The sequence below is a fragment of the Phaeocystidibacter luteus genome (assembly GCF_008933115.1).
Classification (GTDB): domain Bacteria; phylum Bacteroidota; class Bacteroidia; order Flavobacteriales; family Schleiferiaceae; genus Phaeocystidibacter; species Phaeocystidibacter luteus.
The window spans coordinates 1-11,443 of the sequence record NZ_WBVO01000019.1; the positions used below are offsets into that span (position 1 = coordinate 1).

The 11,443-nt window shown below is 45.0% G+C and carries 8 protein-coding genes; 4 read left to right on the forward strand and 4 right to left on the reverse strand.

Annotated features, from left to right (window positions below; translation table 11 throughout):
• Positions 1–546: 546 nt before the first annotated feature.
• Together F8C67_RS14160 and F8C67_RS14165 are read left to right on the forward strand one after the other, a co-directional pair.
• The gene (locus tag F8C67_RS14160; RefSeq protein ID WP_151668519.1) at positions 547–2,364 is read left to right on the forward strand and encodes a tetratricopeptide repeat-containing sensor histidine kinase; all 1,818 of its coding nucleotides are present in this window, start codon (positions 547–549) and stop codon (positions 2,362–2,364) included.
• Positions 2,361–3,014: a response regulator gene (locus F8C67_RS14165; protein WP_151668520.1), complete on the forward strand. Its 654-nt coding sequence runs from the start codon at positions 2,361–2,363 to the stop codon at positions 3,012–3,014. Before F8C67_RS14160 ends, F8C67_RS14165 begins: the two co-directional genes overlap by 4 nt.
• Before the next feature lie 59 nt (positions 3,015–3,073).
• On the opposite strand, the gene F8C67_RS14170 is transcribed toward F8C67_RS14165, so the two are convergent.
• From F8C67_RS14170 to F8C67_RS14185, 4 genes are all read right to left on the reverse strand, one after another.
• Positions 3,074–4,429 (reverse strand): T9SS type A sorting domain-containing protein, encoded by a 1,356-nt coding sequence (locus tag F8C67_RS14170; protein WP_151668521.1) that lies wholly within the window; start codon positions 4,427–4,429, stop codon positions 3,074–3,076.
• Positions 4,430–5,201: 772 nt separating this feature from the next.
• The gene (locus tag F8C67_RS14175) at positions 5,202–5,666 is read right to left on the reverse strand and encodes a COG2426 family protein (RefSeq protein WP_151668522.1); all 465 of its coding nucleotides are present in this window, start codon (positions 5,664–5,666) and stop codon (positions 5,202–5,204) included.
• A gap of 705 nt (positions 5,667–6,371) precedes the next feature.
• Positions 6,372–6,803: an IS200/IS605 family transposase gene (gene tnpA, locus F8C67_RS14490; protein ID WP_151668523.1), complete on the reverse strand. Its 432-nt coding sequence runs from the start codon at positions 6,801–6,803 to the stop codon at positions 6,372–6,374.
• 649 nt (positions 6,804–7,452) lie between these two features.
• Positions 7,453–8,820: a S41 family peptidase gene (locus F8C67_RS14185; RefSeq protein WP_151668524.1), complete on the reverse strand. Its 1,368-nt coding sequence runs from the start codon at positions 8,818–8,820 to the stop codon at positions 7,453–7,455.
• Positions 8,821–9,103: 283 nt separating this feature from the next.
• Between F8C67_RS14185 and F8C67_RS14190 the strand changes: the two genes are divergently transcribed.
• On the forward strand, positions 9,104–9,688 hold the full coding sequence (locus tag F8C67_RS14190; protein WP_151668525.1) for an MCP four helix bundle domain-containing protein: 585 nt from the start codon (positions 9,104–9,106) through the stop codon (positions 9,686–9,688).
• Positions 9,689–10,748: 1,060 nt separating this feature from the next.
• On the forward strand, positions 10,749–11,396 hold the full coding sequence (locus tag F8C67_RS14195; RefSeq protein ID WP_151668526.1) for a hypothetical protein: 648 nt from the start codon (positions 10,749–10,751) through the stop codon (positions 11,394–11,396).
• Positions 11,397–11,443 lie beyond the last annotated feature (47 nt).

The following is an 11,443-nucleotide window of genomic DNA, read 5'->3' on the forward strand; positions in this document are numbered from 1 at the left end:
CGCAACACTGAGTCCAAACGACCATAGGGTGTTTGAGTGAAGTTTACCTTTTTGGGGAAGTTTACCAAACGGGGAAGGCTTCAAAAGTAATTTGTTTTTAACGACACTTTCTCCAAATGCTCATGACTTTTACAAGAAGATAGAGCGATAGTAATCATGAAGACAAATGCAAGTCGAATTATATTTTTCAAATCATCATTTTATCTATGAGGCATACATGGGACATTCTTTAACGGATTGCTTTGATATCTCCCTTCATACACTCCGCCGGTGAGAGGGGGACTCGAATCCCCAGTATCCATCCAAAGGTAGCACACTATCGATTTACGTTAACTCAATATTCATAGGACTTCGGATTCTTTGGGGCGCTAGCCAATGCCCGTATTTCTGGAAACAATAAAGGCAATTCGTGCAGACGGCTCTAGCTCATCCAACTCCTTGTGATATTGAAGCTTGGGTCCATATACCCAAAACCATCTCCAACTCTGTTTTTCCACTTTCGAACTCGGAGCGAAACACATATCTTCATAGGCCAAATCCAAATCAATGAAGCTTGGTCTTGCCCTCTTTCTCTACATCTGTTCATTAGGTACTGTTGCTCAACAATCCTCTATTCAAGCGTCTTTAGACAGCTTAAAGGCGATAACCTCAGCTGAATCTAATCAGGAGTCAAGAATTGCGCTATTCAAATCGATATTCGAAGACTATAAACTCTCTCAGTTCAAGGTTGCGCATTGGGCTGCCGAGGAAGGTCTTGGCATTGTTCCAGCTGAAGAAGTTGAAGACCTCGCGTATTTCAACGAAGCCCTCGGATATTCATACCAAAAGCTGTTCGTCATGGATAGCGCACTTTCCTTTTATCTGGTTGCATTGGATCTCTATAAGGGAATGAATAAGCACACGGAAAGTGCACGAATTATGGACGCAATCGCACGCATTCATAGAAAGCTCCAAAATCACGAAAAAGCCCTTTGGTATTATAGCCATGCTTATGCCATTTATGAGGAATTGAACGACGATGAAGGACGTGCTCGCATCTTGAATGAACAAGGGGCCGTATTCGAGAACATGGGCGAAAAGCGAAAAGCGTTGGCATCATATCGTGAATCCCTGGGTATACAGATGGAACGGAATGACTCCGTTGGAATTGGATATGCATTGGAGTTCATCGGATACAATTACATGCAGCAGGACAGCCTCGACCTTAGCGAGGAGTATTTACTTCGAGCACTTGAGTACCGCGAAAACATGGATGATGATTTTGCTCTTATGCTCAATCAATATGCATTAGGGGAATTGTTCCACAACAAAGGTGAATACGACAAGTCTATCGCTCATCTCGAGGTGTGTTTTCAACTCTCAGAAAAGTTGAGTTTCGTGGATATTCGGCAATACGCCTTGGAGATTGCCATAGAGAACAAGAAGGCCAAGGGTGAGTTCGAGTCTGCCATTCTCCTGATGGAGCAACGTAATGCGCTTCAAGATAGCCTGACTCAGGTGGCCAATCAGGCTCGGGTCGAAGAGCTTAGCGAACAATTTCAATCTGTTGAGCGCGAAAACCAGATTCTCATTCAACAAAATGAAATTCAGGTTCAAAACAATTGGATATATGGGCTATCTATTTCCTCAGTCTTGTTGACATTGATTGGAGCTCTTCTATACCGTCAACAAAGGTTGAAGAATTATCAAATCCTGCAGGAAGCAAATTTGAAATTGGCCATGAGTACCATTGAGAATCAGAATAAAATTCAGACGTTACGAATGGAAATCTCGCGTGACCTGCACGATAATATTGGTACGCAATTGACTTTTGTGATATCGTCTATAGACGGGATAAAGCACCTCCTGGGTGTTGACGAAAGCTCAATGATACATAGGAAACTCGAGCGAATTAGCGCATTTAGTCGAGAAACGATTCGCGAACTTCGCGATACCATTTGGGCCATGAATATGGCAAACATTTCCATTTCAGATTTGAAGGATAGAATCTCTAATTTCATTTCCAAAGCTGGAGATTCCTTGGAAGGTCTGGAGTTCAAGTTCTACGATCAAACGGCTGACAGTGACGATTTCCACTTCAATTCCAAGGATGGAATGTATGTATATCGCATCATCCAAGAAGCAGTTAATAATGCTGTGAAGCATGCGAATGCGAGCTCAATTAAGGTGTATATCACAACGGATAATCAGTCTTTAATAATTGAGGTTAAAGACAATGGTAAGGGTGTTGATGAGAGATCAACCGAAGGAAATGGGATTACAAACATGAGAAAAAGGACAAAAGAGCTCGGTGGTGAATTCAAACTGTCTTCCTCTTCTAAAGGAACTACGGTAACCCTGAAACTGCCTATCCAGACGTCATGAAGAAAATCTCAATAGTGGTGGTGGATGACAGCGTCCTAATGACACAAGCCATCGAAGAAAAGCTCTCTTTTTTTGAAGATCTCAATTTGCTGAGAACCTTCGATAGAGGCTCAGAATTCCTAGAATTCGCGTCCAATCATAAGTATATCGACATCATCCTTATGGATATAGAAATGCCAGAAATGGACGGTATCGATGTCACACGGGTACTCAAGAAGAAGCACCCTCAAATGAAAGTGATCATGCTGACTGTGGTAGATGCCGACAACGAGGTGTTTAAGGCCATAAAAGCTGGTGCCGACGGCTATCTTCTCAAAGATGTGACACCGCAAGAATTGCACGATAGCATTGTCATAACACATGGTGGAGGAGCCAGCTTAACTCCTTCCATTGCCTTAAAATCATTACAGTTCTTAAGAAATGCGGAACAACATGCGCAAGTAGAAGAAGTTGAAAAACCAAAACTTACCGCTAGAGAGAATGATGTACTTCGACAAATTTGTCAAGGGCTTGATTATAAAGCTATCGCATCTAATCTTTTCATCTCTCCTCCAACTGTACGCAAGCATATAGAGAATATCTACAAAAAGCTTCACGTGCATTCTCGACTCGAAGTCATAGATAAGGCCAAAAATAACAACTTGATTTAATAGCTAGAAAAGAGAAAGGGACGGTCATTGTATACCCTCCCTTTCTTTGTTCATTTTGGTTATTTAGAAACGACCAATCTATCGAAGCGGTTGTCAAAGCTGAGGATATAAATCCCATTGGGAATGTCAAATGAAATGACATTCTCTCCGGTTGTAACTTGCTGTCGATAAACAATTGTGCCTTTCAGGTCGAAGATCACAAGCTCACCTTCTTCTTGTGCGTCCAAGACGAATTTATCTGATGCAGGATTTGGATAGAACTCCAACTCATCAGCAAGGCTCTCTGCAAGACCTATTCCAGGGTTCGTGCCTGTAAACCCGGGGGTCGAGGAGTAAATGTCATCCGCATAGGTGATGAACAGAATATTATCTATGTTGAAGTAGTTTAAAGTTGGAGGTCCCAACATGAACTGATTCGCTGGATAAACTGGTAATCCGGATACGTCTGCAAGGGAGAAGTTAGGAACCGCTGTGCTTGATGACAATACTCTTGATACAGTATCTCCTTGGGTCGGAAAAAAAGTGGCGAAAACATAGTCTTCTATCGCAAACAAGTCACGGAGATATACACTTGCAAAGTTATATTGACCAAATGCTGCTGTATTCGTAGAGTCCCAGGTGCTTCCATTGTCGATTGAATAGTACAACTGGTTGGCGTCTGAGCCTGCTATACTTCCAGATAAGAAGAGTTTATCGTTGTGGTTAGAAACCAAGTTGTAGGGTGCGAAACCAGTAGGTAGGCCGCTGATGCTCAGTGTAGTCCATGTTTGACCAAAGTCTGTAGAAGTATTGATCACCTCGCCTGTGGACTGGTTCGCATTGTTGAGAGCGTACCATGTGTTCCCTATGTATGTGAAGTCGAGATTATAGATTCCAGTAAACGAACTGGAAGTAGGTTTATGTACCCATCTGCTATTCGAAATGTGCTTAAAATAAGCCCCTTGCGTGCTGTTGTATGCAACCATGTAGCCGCCACTTAGTGCGCTTATCTCAACAGGATTCACGTAAGCCGGGTTGAATGAACGCGAAAGTCCTGCTGTATCTGCAATCCACGTATTCCCTAAATCCTCAGAATAGAAGTAGATATTGTAGTACGTTGAATTAAAGAGGTTGATATTGACATAAAATCGGTCGTGAATTCCCCATAGCGCTGAGATCTCGGGAGTGTAACCATCGATAAGTGTGTCAAAAATGGCTTGTCCATTTGACCATGTGGCTCCTTTATCAGTAGAGACGGTTAGCTTGTAACCTTGCTGTGTTGGCGCAATACCCATAATGGTATCTCCAGCATTAGCCGCAAACATTCGAGCGTCTGTTCCGGTAGCTGCAATAGAAGCATTTGTGCGCGACCAAGCTTGACCATAACCGCTTAATGTGATCAAGGAAAGAAGAAAAGTAGTGTACAGGTGTTTCATATGAATGAGATTGATGCCACAAATCTCAGAAGTGAATCTCTCACTCGAAATACGCCACGTGACGTATTTTTTTTAAATGGGCATACATCGAATACCGTCCTCTCAGGTGCGAATCATTTCGCGAGGTAACGATCTATTGAGGCTGTATTACGAATATGACACCGAATCTTTGCAAAAACATACTCAACCCTATTCACAAAAAAAGCAACCCTCTAGGATTGCCTTTGGCGGCGGAGATAGTCGGTCTTGAACTATCTCGTATATCGTTCTGAAAGTCAATTGCAAAAACTTGGTGCTTCTCAGAGGGCTTATCCCGTGGTGGCGGGACAGGCTGAATTGACAACTAGAGGAACGGAGGACCTAGCTTCTCAAGTTTGCTTATCCCATAACAGCATGATTAAGTTAATATTCTGATCTCTTTTACCGAAGGACAGGGTAATTCTAATTCGCAAAATTGCGAAGTGTCACTTCGGAATCGACAGAGATTCTGAGGTGCTAGTAATACAGGGGTTCCTGAAACTATTTACGTATATTAATAGAGAATCCTCCGAGGCTCGAGTCCCTCCCTCTCCGAGAGAGAATACTTTCATACTCCAAAGATATAAATACCTTCCAAGTACACGTATTGAGCTCGTAGCCAGTCTTTAGGGGATAACATTCCTTTATCGATAGCAGCAGGATGTGTCCCGTTCTTAATCGGATTCACTAAGTTATTCGAGTAAAAGCTTGAGACAGGGTGTCAAGAATTTATGGACAGGCGCTATCTAAAATCTCAATACACCTCCGCCGCCTCTGCGCCCAACAAGCTTATCGCGCCAACAATCGTGCAAGAGATCAATATCCCCAAGCTTATCGCCTTGAACGCACTTTTCGAATTGATGGCCAGCACCCTAGCCGCAATAACTCCCATGTAGGCGCCTGTGATCGGAAGTGGTATCATCACAAAGAACATCAGCCCCCAGAAGCCGTACTTCTGAATCTTGTTACCCACTCCACCTTTGGCACGTTTCATCAGTTTGATACTCTGTTTCCGATAGGGCTTGTATTTCCACAGTCGGTGGTCGAGCTTATTGATGAACCCGTTAAAGAGCGGGTACACCAACAGGTTAGCTCCCAGCCCAATCGCAAAGGCCATAACCGGATGAAGCCCACGAACCACACCTACAGGTATCCCTACTCTGGCTTCTCCGAGTGGCGACATCGAAATGAGGAAGGTGTGAATGGATTCTGCGAGCATGAAGCGAATAGATCAAGTGTGAGTTAGACGTACGAAACGTCTTACGTGCAAAAATCGTGTTTGGTTTCAATTTTAAGCGCGGAATGATAATAAATGTTCACCTCGATGGTGGATAATATTTGGAGGAGCGATTGAGATGAAAACCTGGCGCGTGCCGGTTGGTCTTCAATTAAGATTACCTGGCACGTGCTAAAGCACCGTGCCAGGTGGATCAAAGCCCATGCCTCGACTTCACCATCGACTACCTCCCTGGTTTAGCTGGAGGTAGGTCTATTCTATGGATTAGGAATTCCTGGCACGCGCTAAAGCACCGTGCCAGGTGGATCAAAGCCCTAGCCCCGACTTCACCTCCAACTACCTCCCTGCTTTAGCTGGAGGTAGATCTATTCTATGGATTAGGAATTCCTGGCACGTGCTAAAGCACCGTGCTAGGTGAATCACAGCCCAAGCGTCGACTTCACCTCCAACTACCTCCCTGCTTTAGCTGGAGGTAGGTCTATATTCTGGAAATAAGATTTCCTGGCACGCGCTAAAGCACCGCGCCATTCGGATCAAAGCCCTAGCCTCGACTTCACCGCCAACTACCTCCCTGCTTTAGCTGGAGGTAGGTCTATATTCTGGAATTGGAATTGCTTGGCACGTGCTAAAGCACCGTGCCAGGTGGATTTAGGCCAAAGCTTTAACCTCACTTTCTACTACCTTGGTTTAACTAGAGGAGGAATTAAAACTTGTGGATTCTAATTCTTTCATTACCCACTCATACTCGTGTTTACACCATTGATCTCGAACATACTTCCTCACCATTTCCAACTCTTTCTTCCCAACGGATTGTGCATAATAACCACGCTGCCACTGAAATTTAGGAATGGGTTCGTACTCTTTATTTATTGAAAAACTACTCGCTCCCTTGAGTTTTCTGATTAGGGTTTGGAAGTTCACATCATCATGAACTCTGATTAACACATGGATATGATCTCGATATCCCGAACATTCAATAAGTACTGCATTTGAACTCTTCAAAACTCTCCGAAACTCCGATCTAGCGAGAGCTATTCTGGAAAGATTAAGCAGAGGCAATCTTTTTTTAGTCGCCCATACGAGGTGAATAACAATATTGACCTGAGAATGTCTGCCCATCTACGCTTCGTTTACAACAAAGCTATCTTTGAAAAAATCAAATCGTGAAATCTCAGAGGGTCAATTGGTCTTTAATTAAGATTACCTGGCACGTACTAAAGCACCGCGCCATTCGGATCAAAGCCCAAGCGTCGACTTCACCTCCAACTACCTCCCTGCTTTAGCTGGAGGTAGGTCTATTCCCTGGAATTAGGATTTCCTAGCACGCGCTAAAGCACCGCGCCATTCGGATCAAAGCCCAAGCGTCGACTTCACCTCCAACTACCTCCCTGCTTTAGCTGGAGGTAGGTCTATTCCCTGGAATTAGGAATTCCTGGCACGCGCTAAAGCACCGCGCCATTCGGATCAAAGCCCAAGCGTCGACTTCACCTCCAACTACCTCCCTGCTTTAGCTGGAGGTAGGTCTATATCCCGGATATAAGATTTCCTGGCACGCGCTAAAGCACCGCGCCATTCGGATCAAAGCCCAAGCGTCGACTTCACCTCCAACTACCTCCCTGCTTTAGCTGGAGGTAGGTCTATTACTTGGAATCAGAATTACCTGGCACGCGCTAAAGCACCGCGCCATTCGGATCAGAGCCCAAGCGTCGACTTCACCGCCTACTACCTCCCTGCTCAAGATGAAGGGAGATGGACAGAACTACTGAAATCATCTCTCCCCAATCCATTTCATCAGCTCCTCATTCCCATTCGGAATCTCAACCTCTTGCATTGGCGTCAAACCTTCATGCGACGTGTCGCCATTGACCCGCACGATGTAGCCCTTGGAAACTTGCAGTACAAAGCCAGTTTGTGGAAGGGTTACCGGAAATAAAGAGGCACACAGACTCGGATACTCGCCTGTTGTTTCACCTACCAATGTACCCCACCCGTAATCGGCCAATTGAGCAGCGGTAACACATGCCTGGGAGTGTGTCTGACGATTAATCAGCACGTATACGTCACCTCTAAATCGCTTGCGCTCAAGCTGTGGATCATACTTACCAAAATCAAATTCATACATTACTCCGTCTTCCGCGTTCAGAATACTACGAGCATATGCGGTCGAGGTGTCAGAATTCTTTAAGGTATGTTCTTTCAACACCGCAGATGATCTCAAGTAGAATTCGGAACTCCATTTAAACGGCTCATCCGCGATGTACGAAACCATATAGTCGCTAAATGCATCATCACCTCCTGGATTGTTCCTCAAATCAATGTAAAGCTCTTGTGCCCTGCTATCCACAATGATGTGAAAGGCGGAATCTATGAATGACTTAAATGCATCCAAATCACCGCCGAAAGGTCCCGGATTAAGTAACGCGGCATTGTCGTTGACCTCTATATACATAGCAGCATTCAAGACTTCGTCATGTTTCATCTCGAAACCTTCAATTGCCGGAACTGCAGCTACTCGATAACGCACCAATTCGTTCGCGATCTGTACTTCGATGTCAAAGCTATCCTTCCTGCCATGGGCGATCCAATATAGACGCGGGAAGGAAAGCGACTCCATTTTTGCGCGCTTAAAATAGTCGTCCTCCGCAGGAACATAGTATCCCAATTCCTCGATAACTTCTTCAATAGGGCGACCGTCGATCGACAAAATTCGAACGCCCTCGGTGAGCTCGGGCTCAGTACAGTAAGCAGCTTTTACGTGAATCCACTTATCGTCTAAGGATAAATCGAGCGGAAAAACGGTTCCACCTCCTTGTGCATATGCGATGTACTCCTGAAACGGCGGCGTGAGAGAAGTATGCCCGTTGTTGACATTCGACACAAACCGCTGAATGATGCTGTTTGCGCTCCTTGCGGACACGGAATCTTCTCCTACCGAACTCAGAGCAAATGTTAAGGCAGAATCCAAAGCCTCTTCCGAGCTATACAGGTATGGATTGTATTGCGCATTGTGAATTACACGGTTGGCGTATTCGAGGTCGGCCCGAACTTGCTCCGGTGAAAACTTGGCCTGACCAAAAACACTACCTCCACCGAGAACCAAGATGAAGGTCAATCGACTTACGATGCGAAACTGCATACAACAATGTGAAAAGTGAAATCGAATATACTCAATTCAATGCCGGACAACCTACGAGGGTGTATTTCTCGCATTTCTTCTCCATATCAAATTAGTCCTTTGCTCTGCTAGTCCAAAGGTCCATCCCCCTTCGCGAACTCTCTCCATCACGCACATTCTCATTTTATCCGCGAGAGCCCCCCTGTCCCTGCGTCCTCATACCACTCGCACTTATCCTTCCATTTCTCTGCGAGCTACTTATCCCCCAGCTTTCGTACCTTCCTTCTACTAAAACCCGCACATCATGTTCACCAAACTCAAATGGATTCTCGGTATACTCATGGTATTTGTCCTCATTCTAGGGACCAATCTCATCGATCGCGACAGCTTTTCTCGAATGCGAGACTCTGTCGTTACCATTTATGAAGACCGATTGATTGCCAGCGATATCATTTTTGATGTTTCGCAGATTCTACATGAAAAGGAGTTGGCACTCGCCATTGGAGACACATCTCAATATTCGTCGACCATTTCTGAACAGACCTTTGAGCTTCAAACACTCATAGATCGCTATGATCATACGCATCTTACTGATGATGAGCAGGTCGTTTGGCGCCGGGTAAAATCTTCCATTTCTACGCTGTTAGAAACCGAAGAATCCTTGGTAAGCTCAAAGTTCGAAAAGCCAAATGCCGCTCGAAACCAGATCAACAAAATCCAAGAGCATCTTGAAACGTTAGCCAAAATTCAAATCGTGGAGGGTGAGCGTCAGAAGAACATCAGTGAAGATGTGATTGATACGGTTGAGCTCTTCACACACATTGAAATCTACATGCTCGTGTTTCTGGCACTGGCGGTGCAGGTGATAATTTTGGCGAGGATGAAGTGAGGTGGTAAGCCTCGGACAGGGGGGCTCTCGCGGAGAAAATGAGAATGTGCGTGATGATTAACCTCACACAGAGACACAGAGGGCACAGGGACTCTTGCAGAGCTTTGACAAATCTTCTGTGATGGAGAGAGTTCGCGAAGGGAGATGGACCTTTGGACTGCCAGACTTATGGACTAATAGACCAGCTTCGGGAAAATGGACCATGCTTTAGCAGGTTCATTTTTGATTGAAATGCTGCTACGGGATATTCTGAACTGGTGGCAATCATCTCGCTTGTGGATGTACGATTGGTCCTAGGCACGGTGCTTTAGCACGTGCCGCTGGAAGATAGACTTTTGGACCACCAGACTAATGGACTAATAGACCAGTTTCGGGAAAATGGACCATGCTTTAGCAGGTTCATTTTTTGATTAAAATGCTGCCACGGGATATTCTGAACTGGTGGCAATCATCTCGCTTGTGGATGTACGGTTGGTCCTAGGCACGGTGCTTTAGCACGTGCCGCTGGATATTGGATCTTTGGACCACCAGACCCACGGACTAATAGACTGGCTTTGGGAAAATGGACCATGCTTTAGCTGGTTCATTTTTGATTAATATTCTGCCACGGGATATTCTAGACCGGCGGCAATCATCTTGTTTGCGGATGAACGGTTGGTCCTAGGCACGGTGCTTTAGCACGTGCCGCTGGATGTTGGACCTTTGGACCACCAGACCCACGGACTCATAGACCAGTTTCGGGAAAATGGACCATGCTTAAGCAGGTTCATTTTTGATTGAAATGCTGCTACGGGATATTCTGGACCGGCGGCAATCATCTCCCTTGTGGATGTACGGCTGATCATAGGCACGGTGCTTTAGCACGTGCCGCTGGATGTTGGACCTTTGGACCACCAGACTTATGGACTAATAGACGAGCTTCGGGAAAATGGACCATGCTTTAGCAGGTTCATTTTTGATTAAAATGCTAAGCATGGTGCTTTAGCGCGTGCCAGAGAAAGAGGGACCTTATACCTCTTACCTGTATTTCCTATCTTCCCCGACCTAAATTCTCTCTAGCATGACGAACCGCATACTCTTCATTATTCTTTTCGTGGTTGTTGGCCTATTTGGCGCAGTTGTCTTTATTCAAGCTATTAAATCTCCTCAACAAGGAGGCTCGGGAGGAAGGAATTGGTCTTCAACGAGCTACCCATCAAAGAACCTACCTGCAGAAGTAATGCTTTGGAGGGATACACCAGAGTTGAAGTGGTCTCACTTCAAGGGAGAGAGGTCATGGGGAGCTCAAGAAGATGATATATACAAAGTGATATTTGACTTTGATCTGGTTGACGTCGATTGTGCCGACGAAACGTATCGTGTTGAAGCTTATTTCGATCCAAATTTGTCATGGGCCTCTGTTAATCGCATGGATGAATCATTTGTCGATTTGGAGCTGAGATACGTGAACATGCAATATAAAGTCACCGAAATACACGCTCAAAAACTTCGCAACTTCCTTTACCCCATCGAGAACCTTTGCGACTATGGGTATGTCAATATCGACTTCGTAATTAACGGCTACAAAGAAGATGCTGCCAAGATGACCAAACAGATGCACGCTGAGATTATTGAAGACTTCAATCAATTTCCAAGATGGGAAGAAAAGCTCAATAAACTCCTTGAGGAGAAGAGAGCTAAGTATAGGGAAATGGTGAATGCGGGGTAAGGGGGCTCTCGCAGAGAAAATGAGAATGTGCGTGATGATTAACCTCA

Excerpts from the sequence above, each read along its gene's own strand:
- F8C67_RS14195 (WP_151668526.1), top strand. The coding sequence starts at position 10,749 with ATGACGAACCGCATACTCTTCATTATTCTTTTCGTGGTTGTTGGCCTA.
- F8C67_RS14175 (WP_151668522.1), bottom strand. The coding sequence starts at position 5,666 with ATGCTCGCAGAATCCATTCACACCTTCCTCATTTCGATGTCGCCACTC.
- F8C67_RS14165 (WP_151668520.1), top strand. The coding sequence starts at position 2,361 with ATGAAGAAAATCTCAATAGTGGTGGTGGATGACAGCGTCCTAATGACA.
- F8C67_RS14185 (WP_151668524.1), bottom strand. The coding sequence starts at position 8,820 with ATGCAGTTTCGCATCGTAAGTCGATTGACCTTCATCTTGGTTCTCGGT.
- F8C67_RS14190 (WP_151668525.1), top strand. The coding sequence starts at position 9,104 with ATGTTCACCAAACTCAAATGGATTCTCGGTATACTCATGGTATTTGTC.
- tnpA (WP_151668523.1), bottom strand. The coding sequence starts at position 6,803 with ATGGGCAGACATTCTCAGGTCAATATTGTTATTCACCTCGTATGGGCG.
- F8C67_RS14160 (WP_151668519.1), top strand. The coding sequence starts at position 547 with ATGAAGCTTGGTCTTGCCCTCTTTCTCTACATCTGTTCATTAGGTACT.
- F8C67_RS14170 (WP_151668521.1), bottom strand. The coding sequence starts at position 4,429 with ATGAAACACCTGTACACTACTTTTCTTCTTTCCTTGATCACATTAAGC.